Consider the following 16,955-nt stretch of genomic DNA (forward strand, 5'->3'; position numbering starts at 1 on the left):
GTTTCGGTGAGCATGACCAAGGTGCTCAGCCCGGCCCCGCCGACCCCGGCAGGGGCCGGCCGACTGCGACCCGTGACCGACCGTTCCCGCCGCACCGGGCTGTCCAGACTCCGATTGTTGGCCTGGCCGCTCTACCTGGCCGCCTTCGGCTGGTTCCTGCACACCCAGGGCCTGGCCTTCGCCAACGACGTGGTGTTCCTGTGGCTGATCGGCGCGCTGCTGACCGCGGCCGTGCACAGCGGCCACGGCCGGCGCGGCTTCCTGCTGGTGCTGCGCGACTGGATCCCGGTGATGGCCGTGGTCTGGGTGTACTCGCTGCTGCGCGGCTACGGCGCGCACACCCCGTGGGCCCCGCACTGGCTGCCGCAGCTGCGCGCCGACGAGGTGCTCGGCTTCGGTGAGACCTGGACGGTACGGCTCCAGCACGCGCTCTACACCCCCGGCTCGCCGCACTGGTACGACTACGCGGCGATGGTCGTCTACCTCTCGCACTTCCTCGTGGTCTTCGTCCTGCTCGCGATCCTCTGGCGGCGGGCCCACCAGCGCTTCCGGCAGCTGCTCGCCTGCTACCTGGCGCTCACCTTCGCCGGCTTCGCGACCTACCTGCTCTACCCGGCCGACCCGCCGTGGCTGGTCTCCCAGGAGGGCAACCTGCCGCACCTGAGCCGGGTGGTCTGGGAGGTCGTCTCCGCCGCCGGGGTGCCGCAGGCCGACTCGCTGCTGGAGAACGGCAGTCAGTTCGCCAACGACGTCGCCGCGATGCCCTCGCTGCACTCCGCCTACCCGGCGATGCTGCTGTTCTTCTTCTGGCCGACCGCCCGGCCGTGGCTGCGGGCGCTGCTGGTCGCCTATCCGCTCGCGATGGCGTTCACCCTGGTCTACGGAGCCGAGCACTTCATCGTGGACATCTTCGCCGGCTGGACGTACGCGGCGGTGGTGGTCTTCGGCCTGCGCTACCTGCGCAACCGCCGTACGGCGCGGCGGACGGCCCGGGCAGACTTGGCGGCGTGACCTCGCACCCGCCGATCCCCCCGGTCTCCCCGATTCCTCCGGTTCCCCCGATGAAGCCGACGCCCGAGCAGCTGAGGGCAGCCCAGGACACCACCATCCCGGACGTCACCGGGCCCGGGCTGCGGGTGCTGTTCTGCGGCATCAACCCGGGCCTGTGGTCCGGCGCCACCGGGCACCACTTCGCCCGGCCCGGCAACCGCTTCTGGCCCGCCCTGCACCGCTCCGGCTTCACCGAGCGCCAGTACCGCCCGGACGAGCAGGGCGAGCTGCCCGCGCTCGGCCTGGGCATCACCAACGTCGCCCCGCGCACCACCGCCAAGGCGGACGAGCTCACCGCCGAGGAGCTGCGCGCGGGCGGCGCGGCGCTGCGCGAACGGGTGCTGCGGCTGCGCCCGCGCGTCCTGGCCGTGCTCGGCATCGGCGCCTACCGGACGGCCTTCGGGCGGCGGCAGGCGGCGATCGGGCGCCAGCCGGAGGGCATCGGCGGCACCGAGGTGTGGGTGCTGCCCAACCCGAGCGGGCTCAACGCCCACTACACGCTGGACGCGCTGGCCGCGGAGTTCCGCAAGCTCCGCGAGAGCGTCGACGGGCTCGACGGGCCCGGCGGGCTCGACGGGCCCGACCGCGTGGGTTAGGCCGCCGTCAGCCCCTCCGGCAGCGGCAGCTCGCGCAGCTCGCGGATCAGCGCCCGGACGGCCGCCGTCCCGGCCAGCTCCGGGGTGGTGACGTACCCGACGAAGCGGCTGGGCGGTCGCGGGCCGAGGTCGGTGACGGCCAGTCCGGGCGGGGCGCCGAGCAGCGCCGTCCGGGGCATGATCGCCATGCCGAGGCCCTGGGAGACCAGGGCGAGGGCCATCGTGTCGTCCTCCACGTCGACGGTCGCGGGCGGGAGCCAGTCCTGCCTCCGCCACCAGTCCCTGGTGTAGGAGTCGCAGTTCTCCTGCCAGTCGACCAGCGGCAGCCCGCGCGGCGCCGGGTGGTCCTGCGGGTGCGCCAGCCCGTACGTCTCCCGGTACAGCCGCGCCGCGAGCAGTCCGGGGACGGCCGGCGGGCCGCCGGCGTCCAGGGTGGCCAGCCCGAGGTCAGCGCGCCCGTCGGCGACCTCCCCGGCGGTGCCGCGGCCGAGTTCCCGGACGATCCGCACGTGCGGGGTGAGCCCGGGGTGCCGGGCGGCGAGCCGGGCCAGGACGGGCGGCAGCAGGTGGGCGGCGGCGCTGCGGAACGCGGCGATCCGCAGCGTTCCGGTCACCGGCCCCGCCGTACCCGGCCCGCGCACCTCGGGGCCCATCGCGGCCATCAGCCGGAGGATCCGTCGGGCGTACGCCACCGCCCGCGCGCCGGCCTCGGTGGGGCGTGCGCCGTGGCGCCCGCGGTCGAAGAGCACCGCGCCGAGCTTCCGCTCACAGGCGCGCACGGCGTGCGAGACGGCGGACTGGGTGGTGTCCAGGCGCACGGCGGCGGCCGTGAAGCTCCGCTCCTCCTCCACGGCGACCAGGACGCGCAGCTCGTGCGGGGCGAGATCCGTCATGCGCCCGAATCTACCGGCATCCATCGAAGCCGCTCATGGAAACCGCCCATCCATCACCGCGGACCCCTGCCCGGCCGCTCCCCCGCTTCCTACGGTGGGCACGTCCGATCCGCCCTCCCCCGTACGGAGCGCCGCCGATGTCCCGCCCCACCGCCCGCGTCGTCCACCAGGTCTCCCGCCCCTCGGGCGCGCCCAGCGCCGAGAACTTCGCCTTCGTCGACGAGACCATCCCGGCCCTCGCCGCCGGCGAGGCCCTGGTCGAGAACATCTACCAGTCCGTCGACCCGTACATGCGCGAGCTGATGGACGAGGACGGCTGGGAGCTGCACGGCCCGCTGGAGGGCCGCACCATCGGCCGGGTGGTGGAGTCCCGGGCCGACGCGCTGCCGGTCGGCGCCGTGGTCTTCCACCGTCAGGCCTGGCGCACCCACTCGGTGGTGACCGCCGACGGCGCGAACGTGCTGCCCGACTTCGACGGCGTCCCGCTCAGCGCCCACCTGTCGATCCTCGGCGGCACCGGCCTGTCCGCCTGGGTCGGCCTGACCCGGGTCGCCAAGCTCCAGCCCGACGAGACCGTGTTCATCTCGGCCGCGGCCGGCGGCGTCGGCACCGCCGCCGGCCGGATCGCCCGGCTGCTCGGCGCCGGCCGGATCATCGGCAGCACCGGCTCCGCCGCCAAGGCCGCCCACCTCACCGAGCACGTCGGCTTCGACGTCGCCTTCGACTACCACGACGGCCCGATCGCCGACCGCCTGCGCGAGGCCGCCCCGGACGGGCTGCACGTCTACCTCGACAACGTCGGCGGCGAGCACCTGGAGGGCGCCATCGACGTGATGCGCGACTACGGCCGGATCGCCTGGTGCGGCGCCGTCGCCCAGTACAACAGCCCGCTGGACCCGCCGCCCGCGCCGCGCAACCTCTACGACGTGGTCGGCCGGAGCCTGCGGCTGGAGGGCTTCCTGGTCCGCAACAACCTGGACGCCCGCCCCGAGCTCTACGACTTCCTCGTCCCGCACCTGCGCTCCGGCGCCATCATCCCGGACGAGACCGTCGTGGACGGCTTCGACCGCGTGGTGGAGGCCTTCCTCGGCGTGCTGACGGGTGCCAACACCGGCAAGATGATCGTCCGGATCGGCGACTGACCGACTCCGCCTCCGCTACAGCGGCGTGACGGCCTTGAGCACCACCAGCAGGGCCACCGCGGCGTTGAGCGCGCACAGCGCCGAGGCCGCCGTGCCGACCGCCGCGACCATCGCCGCCAGACCCGCCGGGGTCTTGGCCGGCGGCCAGTTGCGGGCGGTCGGCACCGGGCCGAGCAGCGCGGCCACCCGGCGCGGCACCGGGCCGGGCGCGGCGGCCGGGGCGGCGAAGGCCGCGAAGCCGGGTGCCGGAGCGGCGTGCGAGACCAGGGCCGCCCGGGCCACCGCCCGGGCGGTGATCCGGCGGTCCCCCACCGCCTGGGCCGACTCCTCGTCCGCCCAGCGCTCCGCGGCGAACGCCACCGCGTGCTGCAGCGGCCGCAGGAAGGGGTTGACGCAGGCCGCCAGCTGAGTGGTCAGCAGGTAGCGGTGGTGCCGGTGGCGCAGGTGCGCCCGCTCGTGCGCGAGCAGCGCCTCGCACTCGTCCTCGGCCAGCCCGGCCAGCATCCCGGTGGAGACCACCACCCGGCCGGGCGAACCGGGCAGCGCGTACGCGTACGGGCTGCGGTCCGGCAGCACCGCGAGGTCGCCGGCCCCGGCCGGGCCCCCGGGCAGCCCGGCCAGCGCCCGCCGGGCCCGGGCCCGGATCCGCAGGTGCCGCACGACCGTCCGGGTGCAGGTGAAGCCCACCAGCACCAGCAGCCACATCGCGGCCGTGCCGACCGTCTCGTGGTACGGCAGCGCGGCCCGCACCTCCGGGTCCGACCAGCTGTCCGGCAGCGGATTGCCGGGGATCTGCGCGGTGCCCACCACGCCGATCAGCCCGAGGCAGAGCACGCTGCACACCGCCATCACCGCGCTGATCACCGTCATCAGCCGGGACGCGCCGCGCGGGTGCAGGTGCTGCTCGGTCAGACGCGCGATCGGCACCGCGGTCAGCGGCAGGATGAGCGGGAGGAAGACGAAGAAGCCCACGGGTCAGCTCTCACGGTCGGCCGCTGCCGGATCGGCGGACGCGGCGTCGAGCAGCGCCCGCAGCAGTTCCTCGTCGTGCGGCAGCAGCGCGCTGACGAAGCTGGCCAGGACGGCGTCCCGGTCCGCCTCGCCGTCGAGCATCCGGCGCATCCGCAGCGCGGCCAGCCCGGCGGCATCGGAGGAGGCCTGCCAGAGGTAGGAGCGGCCGGAGCGGCCCCGGGAGACGGCGTTCTTGGCGTGCAGCCGGGACAGGATGGTCATCACCGTGGTGTACGCCAGGTCGCCTTCCAGACGTTCCTGGACCCACCCCGCGGTGACCGGACCGGGCGCCCGCTGGAGCACCGCCAGCACCTGCGCCTCCAGCTCGCCCTGGCCGCGCCGTCGGGCCGGCGCGTCCCCGGACGCCGGGGCGTGCCTCTCGTCTGCCATGACGGCCCACTCCCTCCGGATGCCGCGCCCCGGCCGACGGAGCGCGGCATCATCCTAGCGAGCCGGCCCCCCGCACCGAACGGCCCGGCACGAGGGTTCGGGGGCGTACGAGGCAAGGACGCCCGGCCGTACCGGACGCCGCGTAGCCGTCAGCTCCGGGCCCGCTGGGTCACCGCGATGCAGACCAGCACCACCACCGCGGTGACCGGCGCGGCCGCCGGCAGGTGCTCGCCCATCAGCAGCACCGACCAGACCAGCGTCAGCAGCGGCTGGGCGAGCTGGAGCTGGCTGGCCCTCGGCACGCCGATCTCGGCCATCCCCCGGTACCAGAGCACGAACCCGCCGAACTGCGAGACCGCCGCGATGTACGCCAGCCCGACCAGCGCCTTCGCCCCGAGCCGCACCGGCTCGGTGGCCAGCCCGAACGCGGAGGTCAGCACCATGACGGGCAGCGCGGCCAGCACCGCCCAGGCGATCACCTGGGCGCCCGGGAGGTCCCGGGACAGCCGCCCGCCCTCCGCGTAGCCGGCCGCGCAGATCGCCACGCCGACGAACAGGAGGAGGTCCGCGGCGGTCGGCCGGCCGTGGCTCTGCAGCAGGGTGAAGCCGAGCACGGCCGCCGCCCCCGCCAGCGCCGCCGCCCAGAAGGCCCGGGACGGCCGACGGCCGGTGCGCAGCGCCGCGACCACCGCGGTGGCCAGCGGCAGGACGCCGATCACCACCGCCGAGTGGGCGGTCGAGGAGGTCCGCAGGGCGAGCGTGGTCAGCAGCGGGAAGCCCAGCACGCAGCCGCCGGAGACCACCAGCAGACCGGGCCAGTGCCGCCGCTTCGGCAGCGGGGCGGCGGAGGCCAGCAGGTAGAGCGCGGCCAGCACCCCGGACAGGGCGCCGCGCAGCCCGGTCGAGGTCCACGGGCCGAAGCCGGTCAGGGACCACGCGGTGGCGGGGAAGCTGAGCGAGAAGGAGGCCACCCCGAGGGCGGCGAGGGCGGTACCGGAGGTGGTGCCGCGCCGAGGTGCTATCGCCGGGGGCAGGGTAGCGCTATCGTGTGCCGTCATGAATGAGCGTAGCAGTCTGGCCAAACTCACCGACAGCCTGCGCCAGGAGGTCGAGCGCTATCCGGAAGGACGGAAGCTCCCCTCCAGCCGGGCCCTGATGGACCGCCACCAGGTCAGCCCGGCGACGGTCACCCGGGCCATCGCGGTGCTGGTGGCCGAGGGGCTGGTGGTCTCCCGCCCGGGCGCGGGGGTGTTCCGGACGGCGCCCTTCGCCGCGGCCCCGGCCGGCTCGGCCGCGCCGGCCGCCCGGCCCGGCGACCTCTCCTGGCAGGAGGTCGCGCTCAGCGCCGACCACGGCCCGCGCGACCTGCTGGCCGCCCCGGTGTTCGCCACCCTCCGGGTGCCCCCGCCGGACGTCGTCGACCTCAACAGCGGCTACCCGCACGCCTCACTGCTGCCCGAACGGCTGCTCGCGGGCGCCCTCGCCCGGGCCGGACGCCGCCCGGGCGCCTGGGACCGCCCGCCCACCGACGGCCTCACCGAGCTGCGCGGCTGGTTCGCCCGCGACATCGGCGGCCACGCCGGGCCGATCGGCGCCGGGGACGTCCTGATCACCTCGGGCGGGCAGGGCGGGCTCACCGTCGCGATGCGGGCGCTGGCCGCGCCCGGCTCGCCGGTGCTGGTCGAGTCGCCGACGTACGCGGGCATCCTCGCGGTGATCCGGGCGGCCGGACTGCGGCCGGTCCCCGTCCCGGTCGACGCCGACGGCGTGCGCACCGAGCTGCTGGCCGAGGCCTTCGAGGCCACCAGGGCGCGGGTGTTCGTCTGCCAGCCGCTGTTCCAGAACCCGACCGGCGCGGTGCTCCCGCCCGCGCGGCGGGCCGAGGTGCTGCGGATCGCCCGGGCGGCCGGGGCCTTCGTGGTCGAGGACGACTTCGCCCGGCTGCTGGTCCACGCGGACGCCCCGGCGCTGCCGCGCCCGCTCGCGGCCGACGACCAGGACGGGGTCGTGGTGCACCTGCGCTCGCTGACCAAGGCCGCCTCCCCCAACCTGCGGGTCGGGGCGCTCACCGCGCGCGGCCCGGCGCTCGCCCGGCTGCGGGCGACCCAGGTGGTGGACAGCTTCTTCGTGCCCCGGCCGCTCCAGGAGGCGACGCTGGAGCTGGTCTCCGATCCCGGCTGGGCCCGCCACCTGCGCAGCCTCGGCGCCGAACTGCGCGACCGCCGCACCGCCGCCGTCGCCGCCCTGCACCGCGAGCTGCCGGGCGTGCTGGACACCCACCGGCCCGGCGGCTACCACCTGTGGCTGCGCTTCCCCGACGGCGTCGACGACGGCGTCCTCACCGCCGCGGCCCTGCGCGCCGGCGTCCAGGTCTCCCCCGGCCGTCCGTACCACGCCGCCGAGCCCCCGGCCCCGCACCTGCGCCTCAGCTACGCCGCCGCCGAGAGCCCCGCCCAGGTGGTGGAGGGCATCCACCGGTTGCGGGCGGCGTACCGGGAGGTCGCGCCGTAGGACCCACGCGGGCGGCTCCTACCGCTGGTACCCGGCCATCCGCTCCAGCCGGGCGATCCGCTCCGCCATCGGCGGGTGGGTCGAGAACAGCCGCGCACCCGCCTCGCCCGGGCGGAACGGGCTGGCGATCATCATGTGGCTCGCCGTCTGCAACTGCGGCTCCGGCGGGAGCGGCAGCTGGCGGGTGCCCGCGTCGAGCTTGCGCAGGGCGCTGGCCAGCGCCAGCGGGTCGCCGGTGATCCGGGCGCCGTCGGCGTCGGCCTGGTACTCCCGGGAGCGGCTGACCGCCATCTGGATCAGTCCGGCGGCGATCGGCCCGAGGATCATGATGGCGAGCGTCCCGAACAGCCCCGGCCCGTCGTCGTCCTCGTCCCGGCCGAACGGGATCAGCCAGGCGAAGTTCACCAGGAACATCACCACCGAGGCGAGCGCCCCGGCGACCGAGGAGATCAGGATGTCCCGGTTGTAGACGTGGCTCAGCTCATGCCCGAGCACGCCCCGCAGCTCGCGTTCGTCCAGGATCTGCAGGATGCCCTCGGTGCAGCAGACCGCCGCGTTGCGCGGGTTGCGGCCGGTGGCGAAGGCGTTCGGGGCCGGGGTCGGGGAGATGTAGAGGCGGGGCATCGGCTGGCGGGCCGAGGTGGAGAGCTCGCGCACGATCCGGTACAGCCCGGGTGCCTCGAACTCGCTGACCGGCCGGGCCCGCATGGCCCGCAGCGCCAGCTTGTCGCTGTTCCAGTACGCGTAGGCGTTGGTCCCGAGGGCGACCAGCAGGGCGATCACGAAGCCGGTCCGGCCGAAGAAGCTGCCGATCACCATGATCAGCGCCGAGAGGCCTCCGAGCAGGACGGCGGTCCTCAGTCCGTTGTGCCGACTGTGCACGTCAGGCCCTCCAGTGGTGCGGTGGGGAAGCCCTTTCTGCCTCGTCCCTCTTGCCCGGTCAACGGGTGGGGCCCGGGAGCTTGTTCCCTTGTGACCGACGTGACACCCGTCCGGGCCCCGGCCGGCCGTCGGAAGGCCCCCGGGCCGGGGGCCTTCCGACGCCTCAGAACAGGCTGCCGCCGGCCACCTGGAGGACCAGCTGCGGGGCGACCGAGAGCACCACCGCCGCCGAGGCGGTGAGCCCCAGCGTGGCGGTCAGACCGGCCGGCAGCCGTCGCTCGGCGTCGGCCGGGGCCGGCCGCTCCGCGGGGGCGAACAGCCGGGCCGTCCACAGCAGGTAGTAGTACAGGGCGACGACCACGTTGACGGCCATCACCACGGCCAGCCAGCCCAGCCCGGCGTCCACCGCCGCGCGGAACACCACGACCTTGCCGAACAGGCCGACCACGCCCGGCGGCAGCCCGGCCAGGCAGAGCAGGAAGAAGGCCAGCGCGAGCGCCGTCCAGCGGTTGCGGGCGAACAGGCCGCGGAAGTCGTCCACGCTGGCCCCGGCCCGGCGGCCGACGGCGGCGACCACCCCGAAGGCGCCGAGGTTCACCACGCCGTAGATCAGCGCGTACGCGGCCGTCGCGCCGAGCGGGTCGGTCCCGGTGGGCGCGTAGCCGGCCGCGGCGAGCGGCACCAGCAGGTACCCGGCCTGGCCGACCGAGGACCAGGCGAGCAGCCGCACCGCGCTGTACCGGGTGTCGAAGCGCTGCCGCAGCGCGCCGACGTTGCCGACGGTCATGGTGAGGGCGGCCAGCACCGCGAGCGCCAGGCCCCAGGTGTGCGCGTACGGGCGGAACGCGACGGTGGTGGCGAGCGCGAGGCCGGACAGGCCGGCCGCCTTGCCGACCACCGAGAGGTAGCCGGCCACCGGCAGCGGGGCGCCGGTGTAGGTGTCGGGCACCCAGAAGTGGAACGGGACGGCGGCGACCTTGAACGCGAAGCCGACCAGGGTCAGCACGGCCCCCGCCTCGGCGAGCGGCTTGAGCTGGCCGGGCGCGTGCTCCAGGCCTTCGGCGACGGCGCCCAGGTGCAGGCTGCCGCTCGCCGCGTAGACGAAGCCGACGCCGAGCAGCATCACGGCCGTCGCGGTGACCGAGGAGACGAAGAACTTGAGCGCGGCCTCCGCACCCCGGCCGTCCCTGCGCAGCGCGACCAGGGCGAAGGCGGGCAGCGAGGCGACCTCCAGGGCGATCACCATGGTGGCGAGGTCCCGGGAGGCGGGCAGAAGGGCGGCGCCGGTGGCGCTGGAGAGCAGCAGGAACCAGTACTCGCCGCGGGGCAGCCTCTCGTCGTCGACCGTGTGCATCGACAGCAGCGCCGCGATCAGCGCGCCGCCGAGGGCGAGCAGCTGGAACACCAGGGCGAAGTGGTCGGCGACGTAGGAGCAGCCACCGCTGTCAGTGCCCCCTGCTACGTTCCGAACACAGAAGGTCGCTCGGGGTGAGCCGTCGGTGAGGGGAAGGAGAGCGATGAGGGCGAGGGCGAGTCCGGCCACGGTGAGGCGGCCGAGCCACCGCTTGTGCCGCTCGGGCAGGAACAGGTCGGTGACCAGCACGGCGAGGGCGGCCACGGCGGCGATCAGCGGGGGCGCGATCGCCACCCAGTCCACGGACTGGATCAGGCTGCCCGGGTTGGCTACGGCGAGGGAGGTCACAGTGTGCTGCCCCGTGGAGTGAGGTCCGAGTGCGGCGGTGTGGGCTGCGAGCACGTTCAGCCACCCCCGAGGAGGTGCTTGACGGCGGGGTCGGAGAGGCCGAGCAGGAGCGCGGGCCAGAGGCCGGCGACGAGGGTGAGCGCGGCCAGCGGCGTCCAGCTGACGGCCTCGTACGGGCGCAGGTCGGCCACTTCGGCCACCGGCGCGGGCTGCCGGGGGTCGCCCATGCAGACGCGCTTGACCACGATCAGCAGGTACGCGGCGGTGAGGAGGGTGCCGAGGCCGGCCAGGACCATGTAGGTGACGAAGGCGGGGCGCGACAGGCCGTCGGCCGGGTCGAAGGCGCCGAACATGGCGAGCAGCTCGCCCCAGAAGCCGGCCAGGCCGGGCAGGCCGAGGCTGGCGACGGCGGCGAAGGCGAGCAGCGCGCCGATCCGGGGCGCCCGGCCGTACAGGGCGGCGCCGGTGGCGCCGGAGAGGGTGTCGAGGTCCGCCGTGCCGTAGCGGTCCTTGAGGGCGCCGACCAGGAAGAACAGCAGACCGGTGATCAGACCGTGGGCGATGTTGGCGAACAGCGCGCCGTTGACGCCCACCGGGGTGAGGGAGGCGATGCCGAGCAGCACGAAGCCCATGTGGCCGACGGAGGAGTACGCGATCAGGCGCTTGAGGTCGCCCTTGGATCCGGGGCGGGCCAGCGCCAGGCAGGCCAGTGAGCCGTAGACGATGCCGACGGCGGCGAAGGCGCCCAGGTAGGGGGCGAACGTCGCGGTGCCGTCCGGCACGATCGGGAGGAGGACGCGGACCAGACCGTACGTACCCATCTTCAGCAGCACGCCGGCGAGCAGCACCGAGCCCACCGTCGGGGCGGCGGTGTGCGCGTCGGGGAGCCAGCTGTGCAGCGGCCAGGCGGGGGCCTTGACCGCGAGCCCGACCATGATCGCCAGCGCGGCGATCACCTGGGTGGTGTGGCTCAGGCCGTTGCCGTGCGCGGCGGCCAGCGCCTGCATGTCGAAGGTGCCGGCCTCGCTGCCGATCAGCAGGAAGCCGAGCAGCATCACGGCCGAGCCGAGCAGCGTGTAGAGGATGAACCGGTTGGCGGCCGGGGCCTTGGCGCCGCTCCCCCAGCGGGCGATCAGGAAGTACATCGGGATCAGCACGATCTCGAAGGCCAGGAAGAAGAGCAGGAGGTCCAGCACCGCGAAGGTGGCGAGCATGCCGACCTCCAGCAGGAGGAACAGCCCGACGAAGGCCTGCGGCGAGGGGCTGTGCTCGTCAGGGGCTCCGCCCCGGGCCTCCCCGTCCGGCAGCCGCTTCTCCGAGTACAGCGCGCAGAGGAAGGTGAGCAGCGCGGTCAGCACGATCAACGGCAGCGAGACGCCGTCCACGCCGAGGTGGAGGCGCACGTTCAGGGCCGGGATCCAGGACACGTCGGTGGTGGCCTGCATCCGGGCGGGTTCGTCGTGGTCGAAGCCGGCCGCGAGGGCGACGGTGAGCAGGAACACCGCGCCGGTGACGACGGAGTTCAGCCGCAGCGCCCGTCGGCCGGCCACGGCCCGGTCCGGTCCGAAGACCGGTGCCAGGGTGAGCGCGGCGCCGAGCAGCGGCAGCACCAGGAGTGCGATGAGGACTGCGTTCATCGGGGGCTCCCAGCAACGGTGAGCGAACGGGGGGTGGAGGACTGCGGCACCGGCTACACCGCCACCAGGACGACGAGCAGGACGACCCCGGCGAGCAGGGCGCTGAGGTAGGTCTGCGCGTTGCCGGTCTGCGCGAGCCGGACGGCCCGGCCGAGCAGGTTGGCACCGATCCCGCTGCCCTGCACGTAGCCCTCGACGACCTCGCGGTCGAGGAAGCGGACCAGCCGGGCGGCGGCGGCCACCGGGCGGACGAACAGGAGGTGGTACAGCCGGTCGACACCGAAGCCGTGCCGGGCCGGGCCGAACAGCGGGCCCAGCAGGGTGCGCCCGGGATCGGCGACGATCACCTCGGCGGCCGGCGCTCCGGCCTGCCCGGGCACGCGCCCGGCGGCGGCCGGGGCCGTACGGCCGGTGCCCAGCCGCGCGGTCGCCGAGCGCCAGGCGCCGTACGCGGCGAGCGCGCCGACCACGGCGAGCCCGGTGCCGATCACCGCGGTGACGGGGGAGGGACGCAGCGAGCCGCCGTCCAGCAGCGCGGGCAGCCAGTCCGAGCGCAGCCCGGCGATGCCGAAGCCCATGGTCGGAACGGCCAGCACCCAGAGCGGCCAGCGCATCGCGGACGGCTCGGCGGTGGCCGGGTCCGCCTCGTCCAGCTCGGGCGAGTACGGCGCGTCGGCCTCGTGCTCGGTCGGCGGCCCCACGGCCGCGGCCGCACCGGCCGGGCCGTGGAAAGCGACCAGGAACAGCCTGGTCGCGTACGCGGCGGTGAGCAGCGCGGTGAGCGCGGCCGAGATCAGCACGATCCACCCGGCGGCCACCGGCACCGCCGAGGCGGGGCCGAGCCCGTTGGTGAGCGCCTCGCCGTTGGCCGCGTGCTCGGCGGCGGACAGCACCGCCTCCTTGCTGAAGAAGCCGGAGAACGGCGGCAGCCCGACCAGGGCGACGAGCGCGATGCCCATCGTCCAGTAGGCGTCCGGCACCCGCTTGCGCAGCCCCGGGATCCGGGACATCGCGGAGATCGAGTTGGTGTGCGCGGCGTGGATGACCACACCGGCGGCGAGGAACAGCAGCGCCTTGAACGCGCCGTGGCTGACCAGGTGGAACACCGAGGCCTGGCGGTCGCCGCTGGCCAGCGCACCGGCCATGTAGCCGAGCTGGCCGACGGTGGAGTACGCGAGCACCCGCTTGAGGTCGTCCTGGGCGAGCGCGCACAGCGCCGAGCCGATCATCGTCACGGCGGCCATCACCGCGAGCACGACCAGCGCCGCGCCCGACAGCAGGAACACCGGCAGCAGCCGGGCGACCAGGTAGATGCCGGCCGCGACCATGGTGGCGGCGTGGATCAGCGCGGAGACCGGCGTCGGACCGGCCATCGCGTCCGGGAGCCAGGTGTGCAGCGGGAACTGCGCGCTCTTGCCGGCGACCCCGGCGAGCAGCAGCAGCGCGATCAGCGTCGGGTGTCCGAGCTTGCCCTCGCCCGCGGCCGCCAGCACGTCCGGGATCCGGAAGCTGTGGGCGTCCGCGCCGAGCAGGAAGATCCCGAACAGGAACGGCACGTCGCCGAGCTTGGTGACCAGGAAGGCCTTGAGCGAGGCCGAGCGGGCGTCCGCGGTCTCCCAGTGGTGGCCGATCAGGAAGTACGAGCAGACGCCCATGACCTCCCAGCCGACCAGCAGCACGATCAGGTCGCCCGAGTAGACCACCAGGAACATCGCCGCGGTGAACAGCGAGACCAGCGCCGCGTACGAGGGGTAGCGCGGGTCCTCCTTGAGGTACGCGGTCGAGTAGACCTGCACACAGGTGGCGACCAGGCCGACCAGCACGGAGATCAGCGAGCTGAAGCCGTCCAGGTGGATCGCGAGCGCGACGTCCGGGCCGCCGGTCGGGGTGAGCCGGGTGGCGGCGTCCAGGGTCTGGCCGGTGCCGAGCTGGAGGGCGACCACCAGGGCGAGCACGGCCGCGGCGGCGACCGGAACGATCGCCAGCGGCCGGGCCAGACCCGGCGACTTCCTGCCGACGGCCAGGGTCGCGGCGGCGCCGAGCGCGGGAAGCGCGGGGACGAGGGCGGGCAGGGCGAGGTTCATGCGGCGTCCTGACCCTTCAGCGCGTCGGCTCCGGCCGGCGCCTCCTCGACGGTGGCGAGCGCCTCGGCCGGGTCGCCGAGCGCGGTGGCCCGGTCGATGTCCGCGGTGCCCCGGGCCCGGAACAGCAGCAGGACGATGGCGAGGCCCAGCCCGACCTCGGCGGCGGCGACGGTGATGGTGAACAGGGTGAGCGCCTGCCCGGCGTGCAGCGAGTCGCGCAGCCAGGCGTCGAAGGCGACCAGGTTGAGGTTGACGGCGTTGAGCATCAGCTCGACGGACATCAGCACCAGGACGGCGTTGCGCCGGGCGAGCACGCCGTACACGCCGACGCTGAACAGCAGCGCGGCGAGGACGACGGGGTAGGCGAGGTGCATCAGCTCTCCTCCGGCGCGGAAGCAGCGGGGGCAGCGGGCGTAGCAGGGGCAGCGGGCGTAGCAGGGGCAGCGGGCTTCGGCGCGGTCGCGGCGACGGTCCCGTTCGAACCGACCGGCTTACCGGCGCGAAGCTTGCCCGCCCGGGGCGCGGGCACCCGCCCCTTGGACCCACGCGACAGCACGATCGCGCCGACCAGCGCCGCCAGCAGCAGCACGGACAGCGCCTCGAAGGGCAGCACCCAGTGCCGGAACAGGCTGGCCCCGGTGACGGAGGCCGAGCCGCCGCCCGCGCCGAGGTCGATCCAGGACGTCCGGAAGGCGTCGACCACCAGCGTCACCAGCGTCCCGGCCGAGGCCAGCGCCACGACCACGGCGACCCAGCGGTTCTTGGAGTCGGCGTCCGGCGAGCGCCCGATCGGCGCCTTGGTGAGCATCAGCCCGAACAGGACCAGGACGACCACCGAACCGAGGTAGATCAGCACCTGCACCCAGGCGATGAACTCGGCCGTGAGCAGCAGGAACTCCACCGCCAGCCCACCGAGCGCGACCACCAGCCAGAGCGCGGCGTGCACCAGCTGCCTGGTGGTCACCGAGACCACGGCCGAGCCGAGCACCGCGATGCCGACCAGCAGGAAGACGATCTCCTGCCCGGTCGGGGACAGGAACGAACGGGCGGCCGGCTCCAACGAACCGGTCGCCGCGAGAAGCGTGGCAGCGGAACTCATGCGTCGTCGCCCTTCTCCTCGGAGGCGGCAGCGGCAGCGGCGGCCGCCGCGGCCAGCTTGTCCGCCGCCTTGCGCGCGGTGGCGATCTCCTTGGGCTCCTCGGCCGCCGGGTCCAGCGCCGGCGGCGCCGGGACGGTCCACATCCACTCGCGGAGCTTCTCCCGCTCGTGGGTCAGCTCGTGGATGTCCGTCTCCGCGTACTCGAACTCCGGCGACCAGAACAGCGCGTCGAAGGGGCACACCTCGATGCAGATCCCGCAGTACATGCAGAGCGAGAAGTCGATGGCGAACCGGTCCAGCACGTTGCGGGTACGGGCCCGCGCGTTCGGCTCGGCGGCCGGCAGCGTCTCCTTGTGGGAGTCGATGTAGATGCACCAGTCCGGGCACTCGCGCGCGCAGAGCATGCACACCGTGCAGTTCTCCTCCAGCAGCGCGATGACGCCGCGCGAACGCGGCGGCAGCACCGGCTGCACGTCGGGGTACTGCGCGGTGACGCTCTTCCTCGTCATCGTCCGCAGCGTCACGGCCAGCCCCTTGGCCAGGCCGACACCGGGAAAACTCATGCGATCGCCACCTTGATGATGCCGGTGAGGGCCAGCTGGACCAGCGCGAGCGGAATCAGCCCCGTCCACGCGAAGCGCATCAGCTGGTCCTCGCGCAGGCGCGGGTAGGTGACCCGCAGCCAGATGACCACGAAGGCCAGCGCGAAGGTCTTGAGGATCATCCAGAGCCAGCCGAGCTGGTCCGACATCGGTCCGTGCCAGCCGCCCAGGAAGAGCACCGCGGTCAGCGCCGACACCACCAGGATGCCCGCGTACTCGGACAGCAGGAAGAACGCGAAGCGCAGCCCGGTGTACTCGGTGTACGCGCCGAAGATGATCTCCGAGTCGGCGACCGGCATGTCGAACGGCGGCCGCTGGAGCTCGGCGAGACCGGCCGTGAAGAACACGAACGCGCCGATGAGCTGCCACGGCAGCCAGTACCACTGCCAGGAGTCCACGATCGCGGGCAGCGACAGCGTCCCGGCGGCCATCGCCACCGAGGCCGCCGCCAGCACCATCGGCAGCTCGTACGACATCAGCTGCGCGGCCGTGCGCAGGGCGCCGAGCAGCGAGAACTTGTTCGCCGAGGCCCAGCCGGCCATCAGCTTGCCGATCACGCCGACGCCCATCACGGCCAGCACGAAGAACAGCCCGGCGTCGATCGCCTGGCCGACGAAGCCGTCCGGGCCGACCGGGATCGCCAGCAGCACGAACAGGTACGGCAGCAGCGAGACGGCGGGCGCCAGCTGGAAGATCCGGCGGTCCGCCCCGGCGGGGACGATGTCCTCCTTCTGCGCGAACTTCACGCCGTCCGCGACGAGCTGTGCCCAGCCGTGGAAGCCGCCCGCGTACATCGGGCCGAGCCGGCCCTGCATGTGCGCCATGACCTTGTGCTCGGTCTGGCCGATGACCAGCGGGAAGACCAGGAAGACGACGAGGGTGGCGACGCAGCGGAGCACCGTGTCGAGCAGGTTCACGTGCCGTCTCCGTCCTGGTCGGCCGCTCCGGCCGAGGTCTCGTCCTTCTTCTCCCCCGGTTCGCCGCCCGACGGCGGCTCCTCCTCGTGGGCGGGCACCGGGTTGTGCCAGGGAGCGTCGGCGGACCGGGGCGCGTCGGCGGGCCGGGGCCGCGCGGGGGCGGCGGGCTCGGGGGCGGGCTCGGCAGCGGGTTCGTCGGCGGGCTTGGCCGCGGGTTCGTCGGCCGTCTGGCTGACCGAGCCCTCGGACACCGACCGCGTCCGCCGCGGCCGGTCCGCCCGCACCGGCGGAGCACCCTCGGCGGCGGGAGCGGCGGGAGCGGCCGCAGGAGCCTCGGCACCCGCCTGGCTCGCCGACCCCTCCGACACCGACCCCGCGCACCGCGCGCGGGCCGCTCGGCGACCGGCGGCAGGGTGCCCTTGAGCGGCCCCCACTCGTT

At 74.5% G+C, this 16,955-nt stretch carries 17 protein-coding genes; 4 read left to right on the plus strand and 13 right to left on the minus strand.

The genetic code is table 11. The annotated features are described in order from the left end of the window. Positions 1–72 precede the first annotated feature (72 nt). Positions 73–1,011, plus strand: a complete 939-nt coding sequence (locus RZ50_RS16905; protein ID WP_196951094.1) for a phosphatase PAP2 family protein — start codon at positions 73–75, stop codon at positions 1,009–1,011. A 50-nt stretch (positions 1,012–1,061) separates the two neighbouring features. Continuing rightward, complete coding sequence (mug, locus tag RZ50_RS16910; RefSeq protein ID WP_196951093.1) at positions 1,062–1,646, plus strand: G/U mismatch-specific DNA glycosylase; 585 nt, start codon at positions 1,062–1,064, stop codon at positions 1,644–1,646. Here the strand turns inward: mug and RZ50_RS16915 are convergent. Beyond that, positions 1,643–2,539 (minus strand): LysR family transcriptional regulator, encoded by an 897-nt coding sequence (locus RZ50_RS16915; RefSeq protein ID WP_196951092.1) that lies wholly within the window; start codon positions 2,537–2,539, stop codon positions 1,643–1,645. The genes mug and RZ50_RS16915 overlap by 4 nt on opposite strands. Before the next feature lie 137 nt (positions 2,540–2,676). Here RZ50_RS16915 and RZ50_RS16920 point away from each other — a divergent pair, with 137 nt between their 5' ends. Further along, positions 2,677–3,681, plus strand: a complete 1,005-nt coding sequence (locus RZ50_RS16920) for an NADP-dependent oxidoreductase (RefSeq protein WP_196951091.1) — start codon at positions 2,677–2,679, stop codon at positions 3,679–3,681. Between the two features lie 15 nt (positions 3,682–3,696). Here RZ50_RS16920 and RZ50_RS16925 read toward each other — a convergent pair whose 3' ends face one another. The 3 genes from RZ50_RS16925 to RZ50_RS16935 all read right to left on the minus strand — a co-directional run bounded on the left by RZ50_RS16925 (position 3,697) and on the right by RZ50_RS16935 (position 6,140). After that, on the minus strand, positions 3,697–4,653 hold the full coding sequence (locus tag RZ50_RS16925) for a M48 family metalloprotease (protein WP_196951090.1): 957 nt from the start codon (positions 4,651–4,653) through the stop codon (positions 3,697–3,699). A 3-nt stretch (positions 4,654–4,656) separates the two neighbouring features. Beyond that, on the minus strand, positions 4,657–5,082 hold the full coding sequence (locus RZ50_RS16930; RefSeq protein ID WP_196951089.1) for a BlaI/MecI/CopY family transcriptional regulator: 426 nt from the start codon (positions 5,080–5,082) through the stop codon (positions 4,657–4,659). A gap of 149 nt (positions 5,083–5,231) precedes the next feature. After that, the gene (locus RZ50_RS16935; protein ID WP_196951088.1) at positions 5,232–6,140 is read right to left on the minus strand and encodes a DMT family transporter; all 909 of its coding nucleotides are present in this window, start codon (positions 6,138–6,140) and stop codon (positions 5,232–5,234) included. Between RZ50_RS16935 and RZ50_RS16940 the strand changes: the two genes are divergently transcribed. Then, positions 6,139–7,593: a PLP-dependent aminotransferase family protein gene (locus RZ50_RS16940; protein ID WP_196951087.1), complete on the plus strand. Its 1,455-nt coding sequence runs from the start codon at positions 6,139–6,141 to the stop codon at positions 7,591–7,593. The genes RZ50_RS16935 and RZ50_RS16940 overlap by 2 nt on opposite strands. A gap of 18 nt (positions 7,594–7,611) precedes the next feature. Here RZ50_RS16940 and htpX read toward each other — a convergent pair whose 3' ends face one another. The 9 genes from htpX to RZ50_RS30140 all read right to left on the minus strand — a co-directional run bounded on the left by htpX (position 7,612) and on the right by RZ50_RS30140 (position 16,767). Next, positions 7,612–8,475, minus strand: coding sequence for a zinc metalloprotease HtpX (htpX, locus tag RZ50_RS16945; RefSeq protein WP_196951086.1), 864 nt, complete (start codon positions 8,473–8,475; stop codon positions 7,612–7,614). Between the two features lie 163 nt (positions 8,476–8,638). Further along, complete coding sequence (locus tag RZ50_RS16950; RefSeq protein ID WP_196951085.1) at positions 8,639–10,177, minus strand: NADH-quinone oxidoreductase subunit N; 1,539 nt, start codon at positions 10,175–10,177, stop codon at positions 8,639–8,641. A gap of 56 nt (positions 10,178–10,233) precedes the next feature. Further along, a complete protein-coding gene (locus RZ50_RS16955) occupies positions 10,234–11,814 on the minus strand; it encodes a NuoM family protein (protein WP_196951084.1) in 1,581 nt (526 codons plus the stop codon). Positions 11,815–11,867: 53 nt separating this feature from the next. Then, positions 11,868–13,898, minus strand: a complete 2,031-nt coding sequence (locus tag RZ50_RS16960) for an NADH-quinone oxidoreductase subunit L (RefSeq protein WP_196951083.1) — start codon at positions 13,896–13,898, stop codon at positions 11,868–11,870. Further along, positions 13,895–14,272, minus strand: coding sequence for an NADH-quinone oxidoreductase subunit NuoK (nuoK, locus tag RZ50_RS16965; RefSeq protein ID WP_196951082.1), 378 nt, complete (start codon positions 14,270–14,272; stop codon positions 13,895–13,897). The genes RZ50_RS16960 and nuoK overlap by 4 nt, the downstream gene beginning before the upstream one ends. Next, positions 14,272–14,997, minus strand: a complete 726-nt coding sequence (locus tag RZ50_RS16970; protein ID WP_196951081.1) for an NADH-quinone oxidoreductase subunit J — start codon at positions 14,995–14,997, stop codon at positions 14,272–14,274. Before RZ50_RS16970 ends, nuoK begins: the two co-directional genes overlap by 1 nt. Next, positions 14,994–15,560, minus strand: coding sequence for an NADH-quinone oxidoreductase subunit I (locus RZ50_RS16975; RefSeq protein WP_196951080.1), 567 nt, complete (start codon positions 15,558–15,560; stop codon positions 14,994–14,996). The genes RZ50_RS16970 and RZ50_RS16975 overlap by 4 nt, the downstream gene beginning before the upstream one ends. Further along, complete coding sequence (gene nuoH, locus RZ50_RS16980) at positions 15,557–16,516, minus strand: NADH-quinone oxidoreductase subunit NuoH (protein ID WP_374199933.1); 960 nt, start codon at positions 16,514–16,516, stop codon at positions 15,557–15,559. The genes RZ50_RS16975 and nuoH overlap by 4 nt, the downstream gene beginning before the upstream one ends. Continuing rightward, on the minus strand, positions 16,513–16,767 hold the full coding sequence (locus tag RZ50_RS30140) for a hypothetical protein (protein ID WP_308271670.1): 255 nt from the start codon (positions 16,765–16,767) through the stop codon (positions 16,513–16,515). Before RZ50_RS30140 ends, nuoH begins: the two co-directional genes overlap by 4 nt. Between the last annotated feature and the right edge of the window lie 188 nt (positions 16,768–16,955).

The organism is Kitasatospora sp. SUK 42, from assembly GCF_015776785.2.
Classification (GTDB): Bacteria; Actinomycetota; Actinomycetes; order Streptomycetales; family Streptomycetaceae; genus Kitasatospora.